The sequence below is a fragment of the Gemmatimonas sp. genome (genome assembly GCF_041689975.1).
Classification (GTDB): domain Bacteria; phylum Gemmatimonadota; class Gemmatimonadetes; order Gemmatimonadales; family Gemmatimonadaceae; genus Gemmatimonas.
Genome location: NZ_JBDNFF010000259.1, coordinates 1 through 25,352, shown reverse-complemented (window position 1 = coordinate 25,352; position 25,352 = coordinate 1). Strand labels below are relative to the sequence as shown.

The following is a 25,352-nucleotide window of genomic DNA, read 5'->3' as shown; positions in this document are numbered from 1 at the left end:
TGGTGCCGACCAGATGCGCGAAATGATCGTCGGGCGGTCCCCACACCCAGCCAAAATCATAGAAGACACGCTGTTGTTCCGAGAGCGTGAGTCCCCAGTGGGTCTCCTCGATGATCTCGCGACCGGCGCCGGCGACGACCAGATGACACCGTGAGCCGGCCAGTCTCGCCAATCCGCGCAGTGTGGCCGCCGGGACATCGCCCACGGTATCCATGGGGTGTCGCTGCCGGAGGTCTTCGAAACGCAGCGTGACATGGAGGGCGACTCCCACCTCACCGCAGGCAAGCGCGAGCTCAGCCAACGCCGAATGCCCCGGTCCGAGGCCCCACTGTGCCGGGTACACCCGCACCGCCGGCGCGCCCGCATTGACCGCGTCGCGCAGCATCTCGGTCCAGCACGGCCAATCGGGGCGTACGATCGGCGTGGGGAGCAGGACGCCGGCAAACGGCTCCACGGCCGCGTAGAGCGCGCGGTTCGAGGGCACGGGATCCCGATGGAAGGCCCCGGGCAGATGGCCGACCCACGCACCGGCAAAGCCTTCGCGGTCGAGCACGCGAACCAGGACCTCTGGATCCGGATGGGGCACGTCGCGGAACGGATAGCTACCGATCCACGCGGTGACGTCGATCGGACGCGGATCGGGCGCCGAAGGTGTCGTCATGTCGGCGTTCCGGACACCACGGAGCGGTTCGCTGCCGTGAGGGCCGCAGTAAAGGCGCCGGCCGGAAAAATGCGTACGGCATTTCGCCAGCACATGTCAGCCAGATCGTCATCTGACGCGCCGGTGTGCGGCAAAGCCCGCAGCTTCGTGAGTGCCGTGCAGAGCGTAAGATCCGCCCCCCACAGCAGCCGACGCGCTCCCACCCAGCGCAGCGCCTCGTCGATCATGCCACGATCGATGCCGCTACCCGACAGGTCCATCACGATGTTCTCGAAATCACGCACGGCAGGGTACGTGTGGGCCCAATCGCCGCCGCCGCCAATATGCGCCAACTGGAAAATGACGTTCGGATGACGCGCCGCCAAGCGAGCCAATTCGATGCCGTCGGACGCGTCCTGATTCGGCCAGTCGCGACGGCGATGCTGCCAGATATGCTGCAACACCGGTACGCCGTGATGCGCAGCGGCGGCGGCGATATCGTCGAGTAGCGCATCGTCGGCGCGACGGCCGGCCGCCAGCTTGATCCCGATCGCACCACGCGCGATACCGCGTTCGATTTCGCTGAGCGCGTGTGCCGTAAAATTCGGATTGACCGCGACCCACGTTTTCACGCGCGGCGATTGTTCCTCGGCGAAGTCGAGCATCCAATCGTTGGCGCGCGTCTGATCGAGCGGCGACGAGAAGTACGTGGGTGAGGTGGCGCCCCATGACCCGAGCACCGACGCGACGTGGCACACGACGCCCATGCGATCGCCGGCATCGAGGCGTGACGCGTTGTACCGCTGCCAATCGCCGCGATTGGACAATGGGGTATGAAAGTGGGCGTGTACGTCTATCAAGCTGGTCATCGTCTCAATCCTCGACGCGTCGTGGACCCGGCAGCAGCGATTGCATGATGCGGGGCATAACATCAGCTACGTGCTCGAGCGCCGCCTCGTCATGCGCGACCGCACCGAACTGGTAGGCACCGCGCTTGAGCAGCAGTCCGTAGCGAGCCGCGACCGCCACGAGCGCGTCCAGCTGATCGGGCGCCTCGGCGAGCAGCCGCCACATGGTGGGTGGCCCCTCGGCTCGTACGCCCACCCACGGTGACTCGGACAGCGCCGTGCCGATGATCTCGAGCAGCATGCCACCGGCAGCGGCCATACGATCGGGGACGTCGGTCCGCTCATGCCATTCGAGCACCGCCTTGGCGGCGGCAAGCCCCGTGCTTTCGGTGGCGGCGGTCGACGAGATCCACGTGTGCGTTGCCGCCTCCATCACACCCGCGCGACCAACAACGGCAGAGAGCGGATAGCCGTTGGCCATCGCTTTGCCGAGTGTTGTGAGGTCGGGTGTCACGCCCGTGAGTTCCTGCACGCCTCCGGTGCGCACGCGAAAAGCAGTCTTCACCTCGTCGAAGATGAGGACCGCGCCCGTACGATCGGCGTGTCGGCGCGCAGCGTCGAGCCACGGCACGCTCGCGATGTCATGCACCAACGGTTCGATGATGATGGCCGCCGGCGGGGCGGCCATTCGTGACATTGCCGCGTCGAGTGCATCAAGGTCGTTGAAGGGCACCGCGGTGACGGCGGCCTGCACCGACGTGGGCACTCCGACGGCGTCGCTGCACCAGTCAAGCCATCCGAAGTACCCGCAGGCAATGACATGTTCGCGACCCGTGAGCGCGCGGGCGATGCGAATCGCAGCGGCATTGGCCTCGGCCCCCGTGCGTAGAAAGCGCACGTACTCGGCCGAGGGGATCACCTGAACGAGTCTTTCAGCAACTTCCACTTCGAGCCGATGCGGCAACGCCGACACATTCCCGCTCGAGGCCGCGGCGACCACCGCGCGTGTCACGGAGGCGTCGGCGTAGCCGATACCGACGGCACCGAGCGCCATGCCACAATCGAGGAAGCGCCGCCCGTCGGGCGACCAGAGATAGCACCCTTCGGCCCGTTCGTAGTGCGTCGGCACGGCGGCATCGAACGCCCGCGACCCATACAGCACATCGGGGCGTCGGCTCCCGGTCGAGCTCCCACCGGGAATCACGTCGGCGGCACGTGAACGCCAATCGTCGTCCGGCACGTCGGCGAACGGAATGCCTCGACTCACGGATCGTCGCGCTCGGATGCTTCGCGAGCGACATCGTGGTTGGCCAACGCGCGCTCGACGGCGAGTCGCGACTCGCGTTCGATCGTGCGCAGCACTTCGATGCTCGCCGTGCGTACGAGCAGCAACTCGCGGGCATCGGGCTCAGCGCGGAACATGAGCCCACGCATGGAGCGCATGATGAGCTCGGGACTGCGCGTCTTGAAATACGCGAGCGCCTCGAGCGCCTTCTCCGCGTCGCGGAACGTGAGTTCGAATTCCGCCATGGTCGGCGCGCCCTTGGCGTGCTTCGGACCGGCGAGTTTCTTTGTGGCGTCGCCAGCCAGAAGATGGCATTCGTACAGCGCCAACAGAGAGGCCTGCGCCACGTTCAACGAGAAGTGTTCAGTGGTCGGGATCGTCGCGACCGCCTGCGCGCGATCGAGCGCGTCGTTGGGGAGGCCGTGATCTTCCCGTCCGAACATGATCGCCACCCGCCCGTGCTGCGCATGGGCGAGCAGCTCGACGGCGGCGGTGCGCGGGGTGTGTCGTGCCCACTTGGCTGCGCGTCGACGTCCGGAATACGCCACCACGTAGCGGCAGTCGATGAGGGCGTCGTCGAGCGTATCGAAGTGCCGAATCCGCGCGACGATATCGCGCGTGTCGTGCGCGATCTGCTCGATGCGATTGAGGTCGTAGGGACACGGACGAACCAGGCGCAGATCAACCGCGCCCATGTTCTTCATCGCGCGCACAACCGCGCCGATGTTGATAGGATCTTGCGATTCGTACAGGACCACCGTGACGGCGGTCATTACAGATTCGGACATCCGGCGGGAATTCGAGGACCGTCGTCCCGACGCGGGCATGACGGAGAGGCGCGAGACGACTGTCTCGCCTTGACGAAGATAGCGGCTTAGTGGTCGGGACGTTGAGGCCTGATGCGAAGCCGAACAGCGTGCGCCGGCGAGTGCCGATCGCCGCGCAGATAGGCGTAGGTACCTGCGGACGGGTGCGCGGCCCGCCGACCACTGAGCACCAGCTGGCCGCGTCGGCGTATCCGGTTGGCCGGGCGCTCGTTGACGACCAGGTCGAAAGTGAGAGTGCCGTCGGCTGCCACCGGAAGATCGGCCAGCTTCCACGTGAAGCGCACACGCCAGCCGCGATCTTCCGCGAGCGCGGTCCACACGGCTTCGGGGAGAGGCCAGTCACCGGGCACCAACTTCGTCATGAGTACGGTGTCGCCCGAAGGCGTGCACAGCGCGGCCTGCCCCCACCGAACGTCGGTGGCGCCCCAGTACCATTGCACACCGTCGGCGTTCACCTGTGCCCGCTCATTGTCGAGCGGGCTGTCCAGACCGTCGGGCGGCACGACCACGCCGGTACTGGCCTCGACCTCGACGACGAGGCTTCCCTCGTCGACGGCGACATGGACGACGGCGGTCGGCCTACCGGCTTCGTTCCACGTCTGCTCGGTACGCAGATAGTGCGCCTCGCCGAGCGTGCTGTTCAGCGGGAGCGATAGGGTTGCGGCGGTAGCGACGACCGCGCCCGTGTGGACGGCGGCCGAATCGGCGATGAGTCCTTCGAGGTCGACGCTGCTGCGAGCGTGGCGGGCCAGCAATTCGATGTGCCATCCATGCGGCGCCGCCCCGTGCACGGCGGTGGTCCCGTCGGTCGTGGTAACGCGCGCCACTGGTGCCTCGCCACCAGCGTCGAGCAGCGCGCCTTGAACCGACGGCGACTCCTCGGACGGCTGCCAATGCCAGACCGACACCAGTCGACCGGTGGGTCCACGAAGCTCGACGGCGTGCCGGATAGTTTCGGCGCACCCGGGCGCACCGGGCGTACGCGCCCGGATCAGCGTGGCGGGTACGTTGGCGGCAAACAGGAGCCGCGCATTGGTGCGATGGCTTGGTGCGCCGTTTGCACTGACCGCAATCGCGTCGATGACCGCCGTTCCATCGATCGGGACCGACTCCACGTGATGCAAAAACTCAAAACCGTCTTCGAGTCCGCCGGCGCCCGATCGCCACGTCGGCGCGCAGGCCGAGGGCGTGGTGCGAAGCGCGTCCCCGCAGACGGGCATCGTGATCGTGATCTCCTGCTCGCTCGTGGTCGTATCTTCGGTCGCATCGCGGTCCCATTCCAACAGGTCGACGCAATAGCTCTCGCACACCACGATCGTTCGCGTGGCGCGAACGCCCTGACCGATCGATGCACACTTCTGAACCCATCCCATCCCACCACGATCTTCGAATGCCAGGAGCGTGGCAGTGGCTGGCGGTTGTGACCCGCCGTTCACGAGTGGTGCGTGATGCGCGAGCGTGCTGCGATACCAGTGCAGCGTGCGTTCCACGTAGCTACCCGTGCCGGGATCCTGCAACCACCGTTCCGGACCGGTTTGCAGCGTGAGCGCGAGCCGATCCGGGTGCCCGTGACCGCTGCCGGAATGTCCACCTTCGAGCGCGACGTACACCCGTCCGTGTTCGCGCCGCAGCACGGCCAGTCCTTGAGACGGGAGCAGCACGCTGGCGGGGGCCCAGTTCGCCGCCTGAACCGGCCTGGCCGACGCCATGAGCACCGACTTCCACGAGAGATCGGCGCGCGAGAGCGCCGACGGGGTTTCGTTCCGCTCGGCATCGGCGGTGGAGCGGGCACGCGCGTCGGAGTGATGCGTCAGCGATCCGTCGTACAAACGCGACAACAGCCCAGCAAGCCGAGGATCGGCGCGATGTGCAAGCCCAAGTTCGCACCACTCGGCGAATCGCCACTGACGAATCGATACCGCGTACTGGGAATCGCGCCGAGACGGGATGGTTTCGTCGGGAAGCAATCCGAGAAACGGTGTGACGAACCCCGCCGCGTAGCGATCGACGACGGGGGCCGGCAGCGACACGCCAGCCGACGCGAGCAGCTGCATGCCGTACCAAAGTCCACGGTGCGCGAAGAGATGATAGTTCTCGCCTTCGTACCATGTGCCGTCGGCCAATAGACCGTGCTCGAGAAGCGCGAGGAACGGTTGGTCTGCCTTTAGTCGACGTTGGAACGCGCGTTCGTCATCAAGGATCCGGAAGGCCGACAGCACAGCAACTTCGTTCCACACTTGCCGGTTGGACGTGCCCTCATGATACGATGCGATGAGTGCGGCGCTGGGCGCGATGAGCTGCGCGCGCAGGCGTGCACCCACTTGGTCGGCGCCCGGCGCCATCGCTGTCTCGAGCAAATCGAGGGCGTGACAGATGTTGACCAGCCAGATGGACTCGAGATAGGTGCTGAAGAATGGCCGTGTGGGCCCGAGCACGTTGTCGCGATTGGGCCACTGGCCGTAGCGATCGGCAAACTCCGAGAGGATACGAACGGCAAGCGCCGCGTGCCTCGGTTCACCGCGCAGCGCGTAGAGCGCGGCGGCGTGAACGGCGCGTTCGGCCGTATACAGTTGGGCACCCATCGCCCACCAGTCGTCGTGCTCGACACCCGTGTAGGCACGATCACAGCGTTCGCAGCGGTGCGCACCCGGTGACCACGGATCGAACTCGAGCAGCACCCCATGCACCGGACAGCGTCCGCCAGCGCGTGTGAGACGCGCCTTCTGATGCGGGATAGGCAGTTCGTGCAAAAAGAGCGGCTCGAGCTCAGCGGCGAGTCCCTGTATGGTGGGGCCGAGCGACGATCCCTCGGCAGTCTCCAGTCGGCGTGCATCGAGATCGAGTGGCAACAGTTTGAGGCGCTTCACGGCGTATCCTTGCGCGTCCACCGTGCGATGGAGACGAGTTCTCCACGCAAATCCATCTGCACGCCATCAAGTTTGCGTGAGCGTCCCTGCACACCGCGCGCGTGAAAGAGCCAGGCTACCGGCATGCCTTCGTCGAGTTCAGCCGCCACGGCTCTCCACGAGCTGACCGCCGACTCCGGGGCGGCACCACCAGCGGCGGCGAGCCGATCGTCGAGTGATGCCATGTGGAAGCCGGTGTAATCGAGCGCACCGCCGCGCTGCGCGGAAGCGAAGAGCGCGGAGAGGTGACCGAGAGCGATGTCACCGGGAATACCGGTGAGCGCGACATCGTACTGCTTCGACGGCGCGCGCACTATTGCGAGAAAGGTGGAAAGCTCCACCACGCGCACTGTGAGCGCGACACCGCGTGCTGCGAGGTCGGCCTGCACCAGTTGCTCGACCGCCAGGTCGCCGCCGCCGACGGTGAGCAGGGTGACTTCCAGTGGCGTGCCGCGGCGCGCTCGACTGCCTCCCGTGCGAGTACGGGTCCAACCGGCGGCGTGGAGCAACGAGTCGGCTTGCCGTGTGTCGTGCTGCGGGGCGTCCGCCGTGGAGAACGGCAACCCCGGGGGAATGGCGCCACTGGCCGGCGTGGCGTAACCCGCCACGGCAGCGCGCACCAGGCGTATACGATCGATCGACAGACTCAACGCCCGACGTACGCGACCGTCGTCGAACGGCGCACGCGTCGTGTTGAACGCAAGCACCGTTGAAAAGAGCGTCGGTGGCGTCATCAACATGAGCGAAGGGTCTTTCGCCACGAGGTGCGCCATGGTGGGCGACACGCCGGCGACGTCGAGTTCTCCGCTCACCAATCCGGCGAACTTCGTGGCCGCCTCGTCGACGACCGCGACCACGATTTGCGCCGCGTTGGGCGGCCCGCCGAGCGCAGTCGGGAAGTCGGCGTTGCGGGCGAAGCGCCATTGTCGTCCCGCGGTGCGCGAGACGAAGCGAAACGGCCCGTTGCCGACCGGCGCCGTCGAAAACGAGTGTGCGCGCCAGCGGGCACGCGGTACGGTGTCAAGGAGATGTTGCGGCACGAGGGGCAGTTCAGCGAGTATGATCGGCAGTGCGCTGCGCGGCTCGCGAAAAACCACACGCACGGTGCTGTCATCGAGTGTGAGGACGCTGTCCATAACCGCCACATCACCGGCCCGCGGAGAGCCCAATAGCGTGTCTCGCGCCGCGGCGATGGTGAAGGCGACGTCTACCGCCGTAGTCGGTGTCCCGTCGTGCCATTTCAGACCCACGAACAGCCTGAACGTGACTGCCCGACGCGTTGGATCCCATTGCCAGGATCGCGCCAGATACGGCACTGGCTGCAGCGCGCTGTCGAGCTTCACGAGCGTGACGAACAGGGCGTGCCGTTGCAGCTGCCGTGAAAGCGGGTGCACCGTAACCAGCGGATTGCCGGACTCGAGATCTGCTCCCGACGCCATCACGATCGTGCCGACGGGCCGATCGGGCCGACCACATGCGGCGAGGCTCGCCACCGCGAGACCGGCGACCCACCCGGACGCAATCCACCGTCGCGCGCGGGTTGACGTCGTCGCGCTACGAGGCATCATCCTCACGTGCATCGTCTCTCGTCGCGCGTGCTCGACGCGCTCCTGCTACTCTGGCTCGTTACCACCATCACCTTCGCGCTGGTCCATATGGCGCCGGGTGATCCGGCGACGTTGCTGATCTCCCCGACGGCGTCCGCCGAGGAGGCGGCCCGACAGCGGACCTCATTGGGGCTCGATGCCCCGATACCGTTGCAATATGTACATTGGATCGGCGGTGTGCTGCGCGGGGATCTGGGCGTGAGTCTCGTGCGCGCCGAACCCGTGACGCGCGTCATCGCGGACGCCCTGCCGGTTTCGTTGTTTCTCGGTGGGGTGTCGTTGCTGGCGAGCTTCGTGATCGGCACGATACTGGGGATGATTCAGGCACTCCGCGCGTCGCGCCGCGCAGACCACGTGATCACAATGGTAACGACAGCGATTTATGCCGCGCCCAGCTTTTGGTTGGCGCTCGCAATGGTGACCGTGTTCACGTCGGGCGTAGTGTGGCTCGGGCTGCCGGATTTTCTGCGACTCCCGGCGTTCGGGATGCAGGACCCTGCCGCCGACCCCGCATCGATTGGCTGGGTCGATCGATGGCGCCACGCCGTCTTGCCGCTGCTGGTGCTCTCCTTGCCCGGTGCTGCCGGCATGTCGCGCTTCGCGCGACGAGCGCTGCTGGAGGCCGCCGATGCGCCGCATGTGCAGGCGGCGTACGCACGCGGTTTGTCACGCGGCAGTGTGGAACGCGCGCACGTGCTGCGGAACGCACTCACCCCGCTGGTGGTTCTGTTCGGTCTGACGTTGCCCGGCGTGATTGCCGGCTCGGTGTTCGTCGAGCAGGTGTTCGCCTGGCCCGGCCTCGGGCGCACGATGCTTTCGGCGATCGCTGCACGTGACTATCCGGTGGTGCTTGGACTGACGTTGGTGTACGCCGGCGCGGTGGTCACCGCCAACTTGCTGGCCGACGTGATTCTCTTGCGGCTCGATCCTCGCCGGCGGGCGTCGTGACGCCAAAACTCGTGACGGCAAAACTCGTAACGGCGCGCCTGCGCTCTGCGGCGAGCTCCGGCGCGATGACGGAACGCGCACCGCGCTGGGCGGCGGGCGTTCTGGTCGGGATGACGATGGCGGCGATGGTGGTGCCGGCGCTGGCGCCGGACGGTGTGCGAGATATCGGGGACGTGCTCGCCACCAGATTGGTCCCTCCGTTCTCGCGCGACGGACGCGGCGTGTGGCATCTGTTGGGCACCGATGCCTTCGGCCGCGACCTCTTGGTGCGCCTGTGGACAGGCGCGCGCATCTCGCTTGGTGTGGGCGTTACCGGAACGGCACTGAGCGGCGCCCTGGGCATTCTGCTTGGTGCGCTCGCGGGCTGGCGCAGCGGTGTGATCGATCGTGCGATCGTGGCGCTTGGCGACGCGCTGCTCGCTATACCCCGGCTGGTCTTGCTGCTGGTGATCGCGTCGCTCTGGGGGCCGGGGTTGGGCGTTGTCATCATCGTGCTCGGGCTCACGGGTTGGATGTCGGTGATGCGCCTGGTGCGCGCGGAGGTGCAGGGCGTGCGCGCGCTGGCCTTTGTGGAAGGGGCGCAGGCGCTGGGCGTGCCGTCGTGGCGCGTGCTGCGACGGCATGTGCTGCCGAATGCGCTGGGCAGCGCGATGGTGGCGATTACCCTTGGCGTCGGCAACGCCATTCTGCTGGAGAGCGGACTATCGTTTCTCGGCCTTGGAATTCAGCCGCCCGCTTCGAGTTGGGGCAGTATGATCGCGGGTGGTCGCGAGTGGCTGTTGGTCGCTCCCTGGATTGCACTGATGCCGGGTGTCGCGCTGGTGATCACCGTAGTAGCGTGCACCGTGCTGGGGGACGCGTTGGGCGACCGCCGCGCGCAGCGCGAGATTCGGTAAGCGCTTCACGACGATACCGCGGACCACGTGTGTCCCAACGTTTCGAAGTCTGAGCGCTGACCGTCGATGATCTGCATGGGAAGCGTGGTCGTTCTGCCTGGTTTCGACTTACACGGCGAGGCAGTGCATTACGGTCCCGGGTGGTTCGCCGATTCCCCGAGCGTCGGCGCGATTTCGATATCGATCCTGGCTCTTCGGGGTTTCGTATGGGTGACTCCTGGCCCAACGGGCTGCTGCGTTACCTCGCCGAACATGGCCGTTGAACGGTCGGTCGCTTCCCTACGCGCCATTGGATGGTCCGTGCGTTGCAGCGGCCTGCCGAGGTGTTGCCGTGCTACGAGTAGGAGACCTCTGCGCCTCTGCGTTCTCCGTTTTTCTGCGTGATAAATTCTCGATCTACCCGACTCAAGAGTGCCGAGTTCTGCGCTGAGTTTTGCGCTCTGAAGCCGCGCGGAACATCTCGAAGGTGTCCAGGTCCTGTCGTTCGATGATGCATTTTACGCGGGAATGGGTTACGCGCGTTGTCACGAGAAAATCCGGCAGGGTTTGGCGGTGCGCCGCTGCGTTCTCTGCGTTCTCCGCGCCTCTGCGTGATCAGGTCCACTGCCCCGTGCGCACCGTACGCCGCGCACGACGCCCGGGGGGCGGCGATGAGCAGGCCGCTGAACCGATCACGCAGAGGACGCGGAGGCGCAGAGAACGCCGAGCAACACGCGAAGAACAGGAATCGGCACCTATCTGACCGCATGGGGCAAGATGGGAGTCGTTCCACCGTACTCCTCTCCGCGACCGCTCGACGCACTCGATCAGCTCACCGAGCGGTGGATCGACGCGCACGAACGGCAGGGTGATGCCGCACTTCAGCGGGCGAGAACTCGGCACCAGCGATCTACCCGAGCATCGCCGTCAGTGATCTGCCGCTGAACGGATCACTCGTCGGCAGACAGTCTGCTGAACTGATCACGCAGAGGCCACGGAGGCACGGAGAACGCAGAGGAACAGTCCAAAATTAATGGCGCTTCGCGGATGAGTGTGAGTGAATCCCGGCCCAAAGGCCCGCTGGGTTGCCTCACCGAAGCTGGCCGCTACCATGCCGCGGCCAATCGACGACACCATGAACAACCACACGCCGTCGACCGGTCGCGGTGACGCGGTTCTCAGGCGAGTCGGCCGAGATTCACCCACGCGAAATCCCGAAGCGCCTCCATCCTTCTGCCGTGCTTCGCCTCTCGTCGCGTCTCTTCGCGTCTCTTCGCGTAATCCGCGAGCTTCGCGTGAACCAGTTGCCTGTCTGATAGCGCCGCTGCAGTCGTAAGCACCGCGGTTCGCGCGACATCCGCGAAGATCGCGAAGAAACGCCTGCGACGTGAGCGTCCTCGCTTGTCCGAAATTATACCGGTCCTGCGTGTGACCCTGTGCGCGCACGTGCCGATTCGGCAACTTTTGACGCCGCCGCACCACCATTGACCGCGAACAGCTCAGGTGGCGGTGGCGACGTGCAGCGTCACGATCTCCCGTGGCCCGGCGGTGAACGCAATGCGAGACGCGTGCGATACAGGAGAGTCGAGTGGCGTTTCGTCGAGCCGACAACGGGTCACGAGCCACGGACCGTCGTGAGGCAGGAGCCAGTGCCCCGGCACTACATCGGAGGTGAGGTTCACCGCGCGCAGAATAATACCGGTCGAACGCTGCGCCAGCGTGATGGCCGAGGCCTCGAGTCCAGACCCATGGAGTGCGGGACCCGCCGTGAGCGTCGAGGTATTCCGTACGTCGAGATCACGCCACGTTTCGCCACACAGCGGAAGCAGCAGCGAGTCAGCCGCCCGACTGACCGTTTGCGCGCTCTCGCTTCCATTGTCGTGCAACATCAGACCGACGCGCGCGCTGAATCGACCGAGACTCTGCGCTGCTGGTGTGGGCGCGGGCCAACCGGCGTGTCCCGGACGCTCGGGCAGGTCGGCGCGCGAAAGCTCCCCGATCGCCCGCACCAACGTCAGCGACAGCGCGCCAGTTGTGGACTCGGCTTCGGCGAGACCATCGGCGAACAGCGTGACGCACTGACCGTGCTGCGACTGCGTGGCCCAGCGATGCATCGGCATGGTGGGCACGACCGTCTCACGCGCATTCGCGGTCGTGCTGTCGTTCGCGACGACGACGAGACGTTCGACTGGGCCAAATGCGGCATCGACCACCGTGATCGCGTCAGTGAATCCGGTGCGCCAAGTGAGCCGCAGTCGGTGGTTGCGGCGGCGATTCACGCCACGTACCTCACACCGCAACACGTCGCCAGCCGCGTCGAGCATCAGCGTCGTGTGCACGCGTATGTCGCGTGCGGCGGACTCCAAGCAGAGACGGACGGCGGCTCTGAGCGGACCACGCTGCAGTACCACGGTCTCGACGCACGCCAATACTTCGGGCGCACCGCGCAGCGACGGCGTGTAGCTGTCGCCCAAGTCGATCGTGCTCTCGAGCTGGAGTGTGTTTTCGAGGCGACGCGTCTGCTGCTCGATCGCGACCTGACCGTCGCAGATGATGACACGGACGCGGTCGTTGTCGAGCACGATGCCCGACGCGGACTCCACGACGCGAACAACGGGCGTCGCGTGGCTCGCGTGCCCGTGCTCGAGAGCATCGTCGGATGCCGTGCTCAACACGCGGAGGCCGTATGCGGGTACCTCTGGAATCCACGCCAGCATCCGATGCTCTCGCACGAGGTCGTTGTCGGGATAGTGCTGCGGCGATTCACGTCGACAATGCACCACCCGGGCATCGAGCGGCTGCCACAGCAGGCGCTGTAGGAAGCTCGGCACGAGCGGCTGGTGAACCAGCTCTCTCGCGGACATTGGCGGCGCATCGGTGCCACCGGGGCCAACGGCCACATCCGCGAGCGTTTCGAGCACACGAAGCTCGGCCACGCCGCCGCGCGGCGTCGCCGCGCGATTGCGTACCACGATGGTGCAATCGGTGCCCGGTTCGATGCTTCGCGAGCGCGCCGCGACGATGTCATGCTGCAAGGCGAGCTGCAACGCGCTCTCGCGCAGTCCACGCACCTGTGACTGCACGCTCTCCTGACGCGCGTCCATGCCGCGGGCGACCTCGTCGATAGCACAGCCGCAGAGGGTGTCGTGTGGATGCGTTTCCAGCAGCTCCTGCCATGCGCTATTCAGCAACGCGGGCAACTGGGACAGCGTGAGTGTGCCGTTGGACGCCGTCGAACGTGAGCGCGCTGCGGGATGATGCAACCACGAGAGCACGAGCCACGGTTCGACATCACGCAATAACGCACGCTCCAGCATGGCGTTTCGGCGCTTCTGATGCGCGCGTGTACCAAGCGCTCCGCCAAGCGTCCACGTGTACCCGTACGAGTCGCGCAGTTCGCCGCGGACAACGGGAAGCTCCGAGCTGCGAGCGGCCGCATCGAACAGCTCGACGAATGTGGTCAGCGAGCAGCGCTGCACGATGGCGTCAGGAGCGGCCGCATCACGGAGCGCGCTTATCGCGGCGATGACATCGGGCTGCAACGCGTGGTGGTCTGCGCCGTTGAGCAGCAAGACCACCCCAGTACGATTCCGCGCCGCCAACACTGGGCGCAGCCGCAACCAGCGTTCGCCAGCGGCGTCTGGAGTCGCGGGCAACGCGCTGCCGTATTCATAGCCGTCGGGTGGCAGATGGTGCACCACGACCGACGATCCATCGGCCGCCGCCCACCGAAAAGCATCAGCGGGGGGATGGGCCGCACCTCCGGCACCGCGCCACACGATGGCTACGGGAAATCCGTATCCGGCCGCGACTGCCGGCAACGCGGCCGGATGCCCAAAGGTATCGGGACAATAGATGACGGGCGGCGGTGCCGCGCCAAGGCGGCGCAGCAAACGATTGCCCGCTTCAAGATTCCGCAGGATTGCTTCGCCGGACGGGATGAGGTTGTCGGCGAGTACGAACCACGGTCCGGCCTCGAGCGCTCCTGCCTGCAGCCGTGCGCTCAGCTCCGTCTCCTTCTCGGGGCGTACCGCCAAGTAGTCGAGCAGTGTGATCGCTTGCCCATCGAGCAGGAACGTCTCGCCGACTGGTTCGCGCTCCAGCACGGCGTCCAAGAGCGCCACAAGCCGTTGCCGAAACCGGGCCGCCGGGTGGTACCACTCCCGGTCCCAATGGGTATGGGACACCACGCACACTCGAAGCGGGATCCGGGCTGCGGTGCGGGACTCGTGGGCGTTGGCGTGCACGAGCGGAAGCTACTTCGCTGACCGTGTCGGAGGCCAGTTCGCGACGGACGCCGTGCTGATATGCGCTCCTGCAGTTGACCGCAACGTCACGTCCATCGACCTTTCGCCTCGCTGCCTGACTCGCGCCGTTCCCGTTCTCGACTGTATCCGGATGTCTGCTTGGATTTTCTGACCGAGTTCTATCATAAGCTTCGCGACCTCCCCGCCCTTGTTCAGTGGGCCGGGTATGTCGGGCTGACGATTATCATCTTCGCGGAGACGGGGCTGCTGGTCGGCTTTTTTCTCCCCGGCGATTCACTCCTGGTGACCGCTGGCCTGCTTGCGGCAGACCCGGCCTTTGGCCTCAACGTGTGGTTGCTGGGCTCCATTCTGACCGTGGCGGCCATTGTGGGTGACACGGTGGGCTATCACGTGGGCAAGGCTACGGGTCCACGTATCTTTACACGCGAGAACTCGCTCCTGTTCAACAAGGACCACCTGCTGAAAGCGCAGGCGTTCTACGAAAAGCATGGTGGCAAGACGATCATCATTGCGCGCTTCATGCCGATCGTTCGGACGTTCGCTCCGGTGGTGGCCGGCGTCGGCCAGATGCGATACGCATCGTTTCTTGCATATAATGTGGTCGGTGGCATGCTGTGGATCTGGAGCATGCTCATCACAGGATACGTGCTCGCAAAGACGGTGCCCGGCGTGGCCAAGCATGTCGAGAAAGTGATTCTGGTGGTGGTGTTCCTGTCGATTCTGCCGGGCATCATTGCCTGGTGGCGCAATCGCAGCGTACAAGCGAAGAGCTAGGGAAGTCCCCGGCTGCCGCACTGTGTCCTTTGAATTCGTGTCGTACTCACGTCATACTGAGGAGTCGTTGTCATGGCCCACGTTCTTCCGCCCCTGCCGTACGCGCCCGAGGCGCTCGAGCCGCATATCGATGCGCAGACCATGAACATTCATCATGGCAAGCATCATCAGGCATACGTCACGAACCTGAACGCCGCGATAGAGAAGGCGCCCGAGCTGGCGTCGTGGTCGATCGACGAGTTGTGCAGCAAGATCAACGAGGTGCCGGAGGCGGTTCGCACCGCAGTGCGCAACAACGGCGGTGGCCACTGGAATCACTCGCTGCTCTGGCAGACGATGGCGCCGGATGCCGGTGGCGAGCCCACGGGCGCGCTGGCCGAATCCATCACGAAGGCGTTCGGCTCCTTCGCCGCCTTCAAGGAACAGTTTCAGGCCGCCGGTATCGGTCGCTTCGGTTCAGGCTGGGCGTGGCTGGTGTCCACGAACGGTGCGCTCTCGATCATGAGCACGCCGAACCAAGACAACCCACTTATGGATGGCAAGCACGCGCTCCTCGGCTGCGACGTCTGGGAACATGCGTACTACCTGAAGTACCAGAACCGTCGCGCAGACTATCTCGGCGCGTACTGGAACGTGGTGAACTGGGCCGAAGTCGCGAAGCGTTTCGCCGCCTGATTCGGCTGCAAACACGAAGTACGAAGGGGCGCCGTGAACTCACGGCGCCCCTTCTGCAGTGGTACTCGACACCCGCGCGATCAGGCCAGCAGCGCCGGAACAACGGTCAAGGCGACGCCGACGCCCCACGCGACGAGCGCGCCGACGAAGCCGGCACTGCGCTCGACACGGCCAATCACGCTGATACCGACTGCCATGATCACCAGCTGCCAGATATTGAACACATCGAGATTGGCCAGCAGCGCCATCAGCGCGGGGGACGCGCTGGTGGGATCGACGAATCGCGCGGCGCCGAGCGCGGCATCGGAGAACGAGCGAATGGACTGCGGGTCTGCGATCGCGCCCTGCACCGCAGTCGCGACAAAGCCGAGCACACGCGGCACCGACGCGAGTGTGGCAATCAGCATAGCTTGCCCATATGTGAAACGCGCCGACGCCACCTTGCCACCGATCCAGACGAGAAGACCAGTAAGCACCGCGCCCAGAGGAATGAGCAACACGCCAGCCGCGATAAACCCGTAGCCAGCGAAATTTTGTGCGGCAGCCACCGCTTCCGCCGGCATCGGCTTACCCTTTGCGGCCATCTGCTGCATTTGCAGGTCGAAATTCGCGTCGATGTACGGCTGGATCAGTCCCTTCGTCGCAAGCACGATGACCAGCGTGATCGCTGTGAGCACGACGATATACATCCCCACTCCTTTTGCCCGCGATCGATCGAATACCTTCGCAGGAGCCCAGAGCACTTCGAGCACGTCTTCGAACACACTGCCCTTCGGCGATCCGGCCGAAACTTCCGTCATCTCGCGGCCTCTCCTTCGAGGTAGGTGTATCCCTCAAGTCCAGCGACGTAGTCCGCGATGAAGGCGTTCGCCTCCTCGCGCGTCAGGGATGTTGCAGAATTCACCTTACGACGGAACGTGGCGAGAAGTTGCGACGCACCGAACTGTACGTAATTGAGCACTTCGGTGACCGTGTCGCCTTCCACCAGGTCCGTGATCTCGTAAGCACCCTGATCGTTCAAGCGCACGTGCACGGCGTTCGTGTCGCCGAACAGGTTGTGCAGATCGCCGAGAATCTCCTGATACGCACCCGTGAGGAAGATCCCGAGGATGTAGTCCTCGCCGTCACGGAATTCGTGCAGTTCGAGGCTGGGACGCCCCTTCTTGTCGCCCACGAAACGATCGATCTTGCCGTCGGAGTCGCAAGTGACGTCCTGCAGCGTACCACGACGGACCGGCTCCTCGTCGAGCCGGTGAATTGGCATGATGGGAAAGAGCTGATCGATGGCCCAGCTATCCGGCAGCGACTGGAAGAGCGAGAAGTTGCAGAAATACCGATCGACCAGCGCCGACTCGAGCTCGGGGAGGATATCCGCGTACGTATCCTCGTCGGCCTTGGCAATGCGATAAATCGCATTCATGGTGCCGAGCCAGATCACCTCGGCCTTGGCCAGTCCACGCAGACTCAGGACGCCGCTGTTGAAGTAGTTGCGGGCGCGCTCCTTGTCGAACGACGCGTCATGGAACACCTCGAGTACCTTGCGGGGCTTCGCGGCGCGCTCGGTGAGTGTACGCCAGTCCTCGTACATCTCGTGCAGCAACGAATGTTCTTCGTCGTCGAGCACGGGGATGGGCTGCTCGGCCTGTGATTCGACGTCGATCACCTTCACCAGCAGGAGCGCATGATGCGCCGTCAAAGCGCGCCCGGACTCGCTGATGATGTGCGGCATCGACAGTTCGGCATCGCGGCAGGCCTCGGCGATCGTGTAGATCACGTCGTTGGCGTATTCCTGCAGCGAGTAGTTGACACTCGCGTTGTTCGTGGAGTTGGTTCCGTCGTAATCGATGCCCAGTCCGCCGCCCACGTCCACGTGCGTGATGTCGACACCGATGGCACGTAGCTCGAGATAGAAACGCGCGACTTCCTGCAGCCCCGACTTGATGAAGCGAATGTCGGTAATCTGACTGCCGAGATGGAAATGAATCAGCTTGAGAATGCCAAGCATGTTCAACCCCTGTAACCGGTCGATGAGCTTGATCAGCTCGGCCGAGCTCAGCCCGAACTTGCTTTTCTCGCCCCCGCTCTGCGCCCAGCGACCGGCGCCCTCGCTGGCCAGCTTGATGCGCACGCCGCAGATGGGTGTCACGCCCAGCTCTTCGGCCACTTCAAGCAGCACGTCGAGCTCACTGACCTGCTCGATCACGATGAAGACCCGATGTCCCAGCTTCTGCCCCATGAGGGCGAGCCGCATGAACTCGTGGTCCTTGTAGCCGTTGCAGACGATGAGATGTTCGGTGCTTTCCGAGAGGCCGAGAACGGCCTGTAGTTCCGGCTTGGATCCGCACTCGAGACCGACGCCGTGCGTCTTGCCGAACTTCACGATCTCCTCGACCACATGCCGCTGCTGATTGACCTTGATCGGATACACGGTGGTGTAGCCACCGGAATACTCGAACTCCTTCATCGCCGCACCGAAGCGCTCACTGAGCGTTTCAATGCGTGATTTGAGGATGTCGGAGAAGCGCAACAACACCGGGAGGGCGATGCCCTGGCCTTCGAGATCATGCGCGAGATCACGCAGATCGGCGGTGAGATCCGGTCGGTCCGGATTCGGACGGACGATGACACGTCCGCGCTCGTTGATATCGAAATAGCCGGCGCCCCATCCCTCTACGTTGTAAAGGGCGCGCGCGGATTCGATGGACCAGGCAGCCGGAGTCGGCGCCTCGGTATTGGGCTGATTGCGAGTGGCCATAAGCCTTTAAAGTTAGAGGGTTCTCGGCGGCGGAGGGAGCGGCCGCCACGAAATCCTCCACGCCGACCACGGCGACAACCCGGTAAGACGTCTTACCTATCGCCGTCGAGCAGACCGCCCAGGCCGCCGAGAATCGATCCTTCTCCTACGCGCTTGCCGCCGGCTCGCGGAGACGACGCGATGATGCGATCGGCCAGACGGGAGAACGGCAACGTCTGCAGAATCACCCGACCGGGCCCGGTGAGCTGAAGGAAGAACAATCCTTCGCCACCGAACAGTGCCGTCTTGATGCCGGGCACGCGTTGGATGTCATACTCCACCGTGGGTTGGAAGGCCACGAGGCAGCCCGTGTCCACGCGGAGCTTTTCACCCGGTGCGAGATCGATGGCGTGTAGCGTGCCGGAGGCGTGGAGGAAGGCGAGGCCATCGCCCTGCAGCTTCTGAAGTATGAACCCCTCCCCGCCGAAGAATCCCGCGCCGATCTTGCGGGTGAAGGCGACGGAGATATCGATGCCGCGCGCCGCACAGAGAAAGCTGTCCTTCTGCGCCAACACTGTGCCGCCCCAGTCCCGAAGATTGAGCGGTACGATCTTGCCCGGGAATGGCGCAGCAAATGCCACGTCAGCGCGCCGTGCGCTGTCATTGCCGAAGAGCGTCACGAAAAACGAATCGCCGGAGAGCACGCGCTTGCCGGCGCCGACCAGCTTGTCGAACAACCCGCCACCCTTGGAGTTCGGATCGAGGGTGGTCGCCATCGTGATGCCCTCACGCATGAACATCATGCCTCCCGCCTCGGCGTAGACCGCTTCGCCGGGGTCGAGCGTGATGATCACCGCCTGCAGGTCGTCGCCGATAATCTCATAGTCGATTTCGTCAGCCGCCATCACTTGCCTCCGTTGGGGCGAACCGGCGCTGTGCCGCCCGCCGTCGTATCGGACATCTTCACCTGATCGCGTCCCTTCTCGAGGAACGGAATACCGCGCACCATCCATGACGGGGCCTCGGCCCCTTGAAGTTTCACCGCGAAGAACTCGATCATCTTCTTGTCGATGTCCTTCTGGTTGGCACGCTTGGTCGGATTATGCTCATCGCCGTTGTAGACCACCATGTACGCTTCCTTCTGCAGCCGGCGCATAGCCACGTACAACTCGATGCCCTGATACCACGGGACGGAGCCGTCGTTGTCGTTGGCCATGAAGAGCACCGGCGTCGTGACGCGGTCGAGCTTGAACAGCGGCGAGTTTTCCACGAAGCGTTCCGGATACTCCCACAGTGAACCACCAATGCGGCTTTGTGTGTGCTCGTACTGGAAGGCGCGGGCGAGTCCCGACTGCCAGCGGATACCGCCGTAGGCGCTCGTCATATTGACGACCGTCGCATTCGGCACTGCGGCGGCGAACATGTTCGTGACCGTGATCAGATACGCCGACTGGTAGCCGCCCCAAGACTGTCCCGTGATGCCGACCCGCCTGGGATCGACGAAGCCCTTGGCGATCAGGGCCTGCACACCGGGAATGATCGACTTGGCCGCGCTCGGGCCCGGCTGTCCATCGGTATACACGATGTCCGGCTGAAACACGAGGTAGCCGAGGCTGTTGTAGACCAGCGGATTGACCGTATTGCGTCCCGACGGCGCGACATAGTTGTGCAAGCCGTCGGTGAGCTTCTCGTAGAAGTACACGACCATCGGGTACTGCTTCGACGGATCGAAGTTCTCCGGTTTGTGCAGCAGGCCGCGCAACGGAATACCATCGCCGTTCAACCACGACACCAGTTCGACGGTGCCGCGCGGATATTGGGCGTCCTGCGGATTGGCGTCGGAAATCCTGGTAGTGCTCGCGATCGTCGTGCCCGTGTACAGATCGGGGAAGTCGCGGTAGGTACTCTGCGTGAGCAGATACTGTTCGGCGTTGCGCGCCTTCTGCAATCCGTTCAGGTTGCGGTCGGCCATGACGATCTTCTCAGGCTTCACATCGACACCCATTCGATCACGCCAGAAACCGGACGCCTTCGTGAGCGAGTCGACCGCGCGCAGCAGCAGCGGCGTCGCGGCATCGAGGAATGGATCCTCGCGGTCCAGACTGACCACGCGGAACGTCATGCCGGCGCGACGTCCGTCACCGTCGGTGAGATTCTTCGGTGCAACCACACCGGCGGGATCGACTTCCCAGATGTCGAACCGATCGTACACGAGCACTCGCTTATCGGCGGTGCTCCAGCCACCAAGGCCGTACGGCGGCGGCACGTCAGGCGAATCGAACTCTTCATCCTGAAATTTCACGGGCAGTTTGTCGGTAAGCACCGATTTCGTGCCCGTGGCAGTGGCGTAAGAAACCCATTGTCCTTTCTCGAACCACGTGACGTAGTTGCCACCGGGCGAGAGCTGCGCATTGCCGTCGAGACCCTTGGCGATCAGCGTCCGCGCGCCGGTGATTGGGTCGATGAGATACGCGTCGCTGGCTCCTTCTCCCCAGAACTGTGGAATCGCGTATTCCACGGCGTTGATGCCAAGCACACGTCGTCCGTCGTTGCTGACCGTGACACGGAGACTGTCGTTGGCGAGCTGGGTCCACTTCCCGCTGGCAATGGTGTAGAGCGCGGTGTAGGTGCGATTGCGGTCGCGGTTGGCGCTGACGCGCTGCTGCGGCTGGATCTGTGTGTCCTTCCAGTGCCACAAGTCGTAGCCGGCTTTGTCCGCCAGCGAATCGGCGGGGATCGAGTCCATCGGCACATTGCCGAGCGCGAAGATCACGCCATTGCCTTCACGGGTGAAGTTGAGCGCGCCGCGTTCCGCAATCAGCAGGCCGGCCGGTGCTTCGGTCGCGGCCACGATCTTGCGCGCCGTGATCGGCTTGCCCTTGGTCGGCACCAGCGACGCGTGATAGACGGCCATTTTCGGTTTCGGCGTGGAGTCACCGAGGTCGGCGACGAGCGCCACCTGCGTGCCCTTCCGATCGAAGGTCAGGCCGCGATACGTGGCCTGACCAGTCAGGAGCGGCGTGACCGCGCCCGAGGCGAGGGCACGCACGAAAGCGCCGTTGCCAGCCCCGTCGCGTGTGGAAACCGTGTAGCCGAGCCACTTTTCATCATCGTCGAAGGCAAACGCCGTGACGCCCTCGATACGCTGCTCCGTACTGGCAGTGAGATCGCGGAGCACGAGTGTGACGCCGTTTTCGCGACGTGGCGCGACGGGCACCGCCGGCGCCGCGCCAGCGCCATTGCGGGGCGCCGCCGTAGTGTCTTCCAGCAGGTACGCCAGGAACCGACCGCCAGTGCGGGCGAAGCGATAGGAACGCACGCCGGCCACGCGTGTGAGGGTGCCGTCCGCCAGATTCATGATGCCGAGGCCGTTTCGTGGCGTCGGCGTTCCGCGACGGGACCGGGCGCGCTCGACATCGGCGCGCGACGCGTACATCGTGAACGCGACAAACTGACCGTTGGCGCTGAACTGGGCCGGCTGAGCGGAAAATTGCGCGGCCGAGTCGGCGGCGGGCTGCAGCTGCGGTCGGCCCGTGAAGCCGCGCGGTGCCCGATACTCGGTGGCGGCCGCGGTGGCGCGCACGACGAGTTCACCTTCGCCCACGACAGGGCTCAGCGTGTACGCGGCCCACTTGCCATCATTCGACAGCGAGGAGCCTGAAATCGTGCGCCACTCGTCGTAGGTGTCCTGCGTGATGGGCTTCTTGCCGCCGGGGAGGGGTGGTGGCGTCCAGCGGGACACACTCGTGTAAGGGTTAGCCGGCACCGGCGCCTGACCCGACGTTGCCGACTGCGCTTCGAGCATGGACGCGCCGACGAGGGCGACGAGAAGTGCGGAAGCCGAGGCCGCGCGCGTAACGCGGCTCGGAATGGCGCGGTTCCGCACGGCGCGATTCCGCGTAACGTAGGACGAACGATTCACTGGCGATCGCATCATCTGAGGGGGTGCGAGACGTGAGACGGGCTGGTCGTTCGGGGCACGAAGCCCCAACTTGGGCTGGATCCTGTTGCGCACAAGCTTAACGGCGCGGCTTCGACCGCGTGAGGAATTCGATGAGACGCTTGCTCGGCTACTTTGTGCGCGGACTCGTACTGCTGGCCCCACTGGTCGTGACGGTGTGGGTGTGCTGGCTGGTGTTCAAGAATGTCGACGGCTGGTTGGGCTTGCCCATTCCAGGCGCTGGATTCGTAGCGACACTCGTGCTGATCACCGTAGTCGGCTTCCTCGGATCCAACCTCCTTACGCGATCGGCGGTGAACCTGCTGGAGGGGCTGATGGGGCGCCTCCCGTTTGTCCGCCTGCTATACGGGTCCACCAAAGACCTCTTGAATGCCTTCGTCGGCGAGAAGCGCCGCTTCGACAAGCCGGTGTCGCTCGATCTCTCGCCGGACGGCGGCGTGCGCCTGGTGGGGTTCGTGACCCAGGAGTCGCTGGCCCACCTCGGCATGTCCGAGTACGTGGCCGTGTATTGCCCACACTCGTACAATTTCTCGGGCCAGTTGCATCTCGTGTTGGCCACTCGCGTGCGCGCGCTCGATGTGGCGAGTGCGGATGCGATGGCGTTCGTGGTTTCCGGTGGTGTCTCCGGACTCGTCCCTGCTGCGCTCTCCACTGGCGAATACGCCACCGTCCGGGCCTCCTGATGTTGTATACGATTCGCGCTACAGGCGGCTCGCTGGTGCTCTTACTCGGCGCGACCATGCTGCTGGGCCAGCGGGCTTCGGCACAAACGACCGCTACCGTAGCGCCCGGTTCAAAGCCGACGTTGCTGGTGCCCGATGCCGTGTTCGATGGCGTCAGCGACGCGCCGCAGCGCGGGTGGGTGGTGCTGGTGCGCGGCGCGCGGATCTCGGCCGTGGGACCGGCGGCGAGCATCAGCGTACCGGCAGATGCCGAACGTATCGCTTTGCCAGGCACTACCCTGATGCCGGGGATGAGCGACCTGCACAGTCACGTCTTGCTGCATCCGTACGACGAAACGCCCTGGAACGATCAGGTGCTGCGTGAATCGCTGGCACTGCGCACGGCGCGCGCGGTGAATCATCTGAAAGCAACGCTCGACGCGGGCTTTACCGTGTTGCGCGATCTCGGCACGGAAGGCGCCGGGTACGCTGACGTCGGCCTGAAGGAAGCGGTAGACCAAGGGATCATCCCCGGGCCGCGCCTGTTCGTGACGACGAAGGCGATCGTGGCGACCGGCTCGTACGGTCCCAAAGGATTCGGCGCGGAGATCGGCGTGCCGCAGGGTGCGGAACAAGCCGATGGCATCGACGGCGTGACGCGTGTAGTGCGCGATCAAATCGGGCATGGCGCGGATTGGATCAAGATCTACGCCGACTATCGATGGGGGCCGCGTGGTGAGGCCCGCCCGACTTTCACGCCGGAAGAGTGGGCGGCGATCGTGCGTACGTCGATGTCGAGCGGACGTCCGGTCGTAGCGCACGCGAGTACCGTGGAAGGCATGACGCGCGCGATCATGGCCGGCGTGGAAACCATCGAGCATGGCGACATGGCGACGCCGGACGTGTTCGCGTTGATGAAGCAACGCAACGTGGCGTTCTGCCCGACGCTCTCGGCCACGGAGAGCACGACCCGCTATCGCGGATGGCAGAAGGGTGTCGACCCTGATCCGGTCGGCATCGCGCAGAAGAAGGTGATGTTCAAGGCCGCGCTGGCGTCGGGTGTGACGATCTGCAACGGTAGCGACGTGGGTGTGTTCACGCACGGCGCGAACGCCCTCGAGCTCGAGCTGATGGTCGAATACGGTATGTCACCGCTCGCCGCTCTCAAGGCCGCGACGAGTGTGAACGCCCGCATCATGCACCGTGAGAACGAGTTTGGCCGTGTGGCCCCCGGGCTCCTGGCCGACCTGGTCGCGGTCACCGGCGACCCCAGTCAGAACATCCGCGCGCTCCGCGCCGTCCGCTTCGTCATGAAAAACGGGGACGTGATTCGTCGCTGAGCCGGACGAACCCAGGCATAGGGAACTCCGCGACCTGCGGGTCAATCGCGTAGCAGCACTGGACATCCGACCCTCCGGAAAGAAATCTTGTGGGCTGCGTAGGGCGGTCCGAACCGCCTTCCCGCTGTCCGACTCCCTTTCCCACCAATCGGAGCACGATTGTCCTCGTCCAACTCGGGCTCGAACGAAGCCTGGGGTAGTCGTATCGGTCTCATACTCGCCATGGCGGGTAATGCGGTCGGTCTCGGCAACTTCCTACGCTTTCCGCGTCAGGCTGCCGCCAATGGTGGCGGCTCGTATATGATCGCGTACTTCATTGCCCTGCTACTTCTCGGTATTCCGCTCATGTGGATCGAGTGGGGCGTCGGCCGCAACGGTGGACGGTATCGCAAGGGTCACCTGCCGGGCATGTTCGCCGCCCTGTGGAAGCACCCAGCGGCGAAGTACGTGGGTGTGGTGGGTATGGTCGTACCGCTCGGCGTGATGATCTACTACACGTACATCGAAAGCTGGACGCTGGCCTTCGCCATCTTCTCGGCGACGAAGGACTACTGGGGACAGACGACGCAGGAAGGGATGATCGGCTATCTGCGCTCCTTCCAAGGGCTCACGCCTGCAGGTAGCACTCCAGTGCACGCGTCGTACACGCCGTATGCGTTCTTCTCGGTCACGATGCTGATCAACATCTATGTCCTGTCGAAGGGCATCTCCGGCGGTATCGAGAAGCTGGCGAAGATCGGCATGCCGGTGCTGTTCCTGTTCGCGATCGTCTTGGCCGGTGTCGTGCTGACGCTGCCAGCGCAGCCCGGAGTCGGTGCCACGCCGGCGCAAGGTCTCGAGTTCATCTACGCGCCGGACTTCTCGCGACTGGGCTCTCCGGGTATCTGGCTGGCGGCGGCCGGACAGATCTTCTTTACGCTGTCGGTCGGAATGGGCTCGTTGCAGGCGTACGCATCGTATCTGTCAACGAAGGACGATATCGCGCTGAACGGCATCGCGACC

17 protein-coding genes and 1 pseudogene are annotated in these 25,352 nt (G+C 64.7%); 7 read left to right on the top strand and 11 right to left on the bottom strand.

Going from position 1 to position 25,352, the window contains the following annotated elements; genetic code table 11:
• The 6 genes from ACESNG_RS16330 to ACESNG_RS16305 all read right to left on the bottom strand — a co-directional run.
• A partial coding sequence (locus ACESNG_RS16330; RefSeq protein ID WP_373069795.1) for a hypothetical protein occupies positions 1-661 on the bottom strand: 661 nt, incomplete at its 3' end.
• Positions 658-1,509: an amidohydrolase family protein gene (locus ACESNG_RS16325; RefSeq protein WP_373060594.1), complete on the bottom strand. Its 852-nt coding sequence runs from the start codon at positions 1,507-1,509 to the stop codon at positions 658-660. The genes ACESNG_RS16325 and ACESNG_RS16330, both read right to left, overlap by 4 nt.
• Before the next feature lie 4 nt (positions 1,510-1,513).
• Entirely contained in the window at positions 1,514-2,755 is a 1,242-nt protein-coding gene (locus ACESNG_RS16320; RefSeq protein WP_373060595.1) for an aminotransferase class III-fold pyridoxal phosphate-dependent enzyme, read from the bottom strand.
• Entirely contained in the window at positions 2,752-3,546 is a 795-nt protein-coding gene (locus tag ACESNG_RS16315) for an RNA methyltransferase (RefSeq protein WP_373069793.1), read from the bottom strand. The genes ACESNG_RS16320 and ACESNG_RS16315 overlap by 4 nt, the downstream gene beginning before the upstream one ends.
• 101 nt (positions 3,547-3,647) lie before the next feature.
• Positions 3,648-6,467, bottom strand: a complete 2,820-nt coding sequence (locus ACESNG_RS16310) for a heparinase II/III family protein (protein ID WP_373060597.1) — start codon at positions 6,465-6,467, stop codon at positions 3,648-3,650.
• Positions 6,464-8,074 carry a peptide ABC transporter substrate-binding protein gene (locus ACESNG_RS16305; protein ID WP_373069791.1) on the bottom strand — a complete coding sequence of 537 codons (1,611 nt, stop codon included), beginning with the start codon at positions 8,072-8,074 and terminating at the stop codon, positions 6,464-6,466. Before ACESNG_RS16305 ends, ACESNG_RS16310 begins: the two co-directional genes overlap by 4 nt.
• 6 nt (positions 8,075-8,080) lie before the next feature.
• Between ACESNG_RS16305 and ACESNG_RS16300 the strand changes: the two genes are divergently transcribed.
• Both ACESNG_RS16300 and ACESNG_RS16295 read left to right on the top strand, forming a co-directional pair.
• Positions 8,081-9,061: an ABC transporter permease gene (locus ACESNG_RS16300; protein WP_373069789.1), complete on the top strand. Its 981-nt coding sequence runs from the start codon at positions 8,081-8,083 to the stop codon at positions 9,059-9,061.
• Positions 9,058-9,957: an ABC transporter permease gene (locus ACESNG_RS16295; protein WP_373060600.1), complete on the top strand. Its 900-nt coding sequence runs from the start codon at positions 9,058-9,060 to the stop codon at positions 9,955-9,957. The genes ACESNG_RS16300 and ACESNG_RS16295 overlap by 4 nt, the downstream gene beginning before the upstream one ends.
• Before the next feature lie 1,478 nt (positions 9,958-11,435).
• Here ACESNG_RS16295 and ACESNG_RS16290 read toward each other — a convergent pair.
• Positions 11,436-14,123: a glycoside hydrolase family 38 C-terminal domain-containing protein gene (locus ACESNG_RS16290; protein WP_373060157.1), complete on the bottom strand. Its 2,688-nt coding sequence runs from the start codon at positions 14,121-14,123 to the stop codon at positions 11,436-11,438.
• Between the two features lie 219 nt (positions 14,124-14,342).
• On the opposite strand from ACESNG_RS16290, the gene ACESNG_RS16285 reads away from it, so the two are divergent.
• On the top strand, positions 14,343-14,978 hold the full coding sequence (locus ACESNG_RS16285) for a VTT domain-containing protein (RefSeq protein WP_373060159.1): 636 nt from the start codon (positions 14,343-14,345) through the stop codon (positions 14,976-14,978).
• A 72-nt stretch (positions 14,979-15,050) separates the two neighbouring features.
• Positions 15,051-15,653 (top strand): superoxide dismutase, encoded by a 603-nt coding sequence (locus ACESNG_RS16280; RefSeq protein ID WP_373069787.1) that lies wholly within the window; start codon positions 15,051-15,053, stop codon positions 15,651-15,653.
• A gap of 80 nt (positions 15,654-15,733) precedes the next feature.
• On the opposite strand, the gene ACESNG_RS16275 is transcribed toward ACESNG_RS16280, so the two are convergent.
• The 4 genes from ACESNG_RS16275 to ACESNG_RS16260 form a co-directional block, all read right to left on the bottom strand.
• Positions 15,734-16,453: a YIP1 family protein gene (locus ACESNG_RS16275; protein ID WP_373060163.1), complete on the bottom strand. Its 720-nt coding sequence runs from the start codon at positions 16,451-16,453 to the stop codon at positions 15,734-15,736.
• On the bottom strand, positions 16,450-18,408 hold the full coding sequence (gene speA / locus ACESNG_RS16270; RefSeq protein WP_373069785.1) for a biosynthetic arginine decarboxylase: 1,959 nt from the start codon (positions 18,406-18,408) through the stop codon (positions 16,450-16,452). The genes ACESNG_RS16275 and speA overlap by 4 nt, the downstream gene beginning before the upstream one ends.
• Before the next feature lie 92 nt (positions 18,409-18,500).
• Positions 18,501-19,292 (bottom strand): TIGR00266 family protein, encoded by a 792-nt coding sequence (locus ACESNG_RS16265; RefSeq protein WP_373063988.1) that lies wholly within the window; start codon positions 19,290-19,292, stop codon positions 18,501-18,503.
• Positions 19,292-22,309, bottom strand: coding sequence for an alpha/beta hydrolase family protein (locus ACESNG_RS16260; RefSeq protein ID WP_373069783.1), 3,018 nt, complete (start codon positions 22,307-22,309; stop codon positions 19,292-19,294). The genes ACESNG_RS16265 and ACESNG_RS16260 overlap by 1 nt, the downstream gene beginning before the upstream one ends.
• 131 nt (positions 22,310-22,440) lie before the next feature.
• Between ACESNG_RS16260 and ACESNG_RS16255 the strand changes: the two genes are divergently transcribed.
• The 3 genes and pseudogenes from ACESNG_RS16255 to ACESNG_RS16245 form a co-directional block, all read left to right on the top strand.
• A complete protein-coding gene (locus tag ACESNG_RS16255) occupies positions 22,441-23,031 on the top strand; it encodes a DUF502 domain-containing protein (protein ID WP_373064847.1) in 591 nt (196 codons plus the stop codon).
• Positions 23,031-24,350: an amidohydrolase family protein gene (locus tag ACESNG_RS16250; protein WP_373069781.1), complete on the top strand. Its 1,320-nt coding sequence runs from the start codon at positions 23,031-23,033 to the stop codon at positions 24,348-24,350. Before ACESNG_RS16255 ends, ACESNG_RS16250 begins: the two co-directional genes overlap by 1 nt.
• 159 nt (positions 24,351-24,509) lie before the next feature.
• Positions 24,510-25,352: pseudogene (locus tag ACESNG_RS16245) on the top strand (sodium:calcium symporter); the annotation flags it as partial.

Coding starts and splice junctions, on each gene's coding strand:
- ACESNG_RS16325 (WP_373060594.1), bottom strand. CDS start 1,509: ATGACCAGCTTGATAGACGTACACGCCCACTTTCATACCCCATTGTCC.
- ACESNG_RS16255 (WP_373064847.1), top strand. CDS start 22,441: ATGAGACGCTTGCTCGGCTACTTTGTGCGCGGACTCGTACTGCTGGCC.
- ACESNG_RS16265 (WP_373063988.1), bottom strand. CDS start 19,292: ATGGCGGCTGACGAAATCGACTATGAGATTATCGGCGACGACCTGCAG.
- speA (WP_373069785.1), bottom strand. CDS start 18,408: ATGGCCACTCGCAATCAGCCCAATACCGAGGCGCCGACTCCGGCTGCC.
- ACESNG_RS16280 (WP_373069787.1), top strand. CDS start 15,051: ATGGCCCACGTTCTTCCGCCCCTGCCGTACGCGCCCGAGGCGCTCGAG.
- ACESNG_RS16305 (WP_373069791.1), bottom strand. CDS start 8,074: ATGATGCCTCGTAGCGCGACGACGTCAACCCGCGCGCGACGGTGGATT.
- ACESNG_RS16315 (WP_373069793.1), bottom strand. CDS start 3,546: ATGACCGCCGTCACGGTGGTCCTGTACGAATCGCAAGATCCTATCAAC.
- ACESNG_RS16250 (WP_373069781.1), top strand. CDS start 23,031: ATGTTGTATACGATTCGCGCTACAGGCGGCTCGCTGGTGCTCTTACTC.
- ACESNG_RS16275 (WP_373060163.1), bottom strand. CDS start 16,453: ATGACGGAAGTTTCGGCCGGATCGCCGAAGGGCAGTGTGTTCGAAGAC.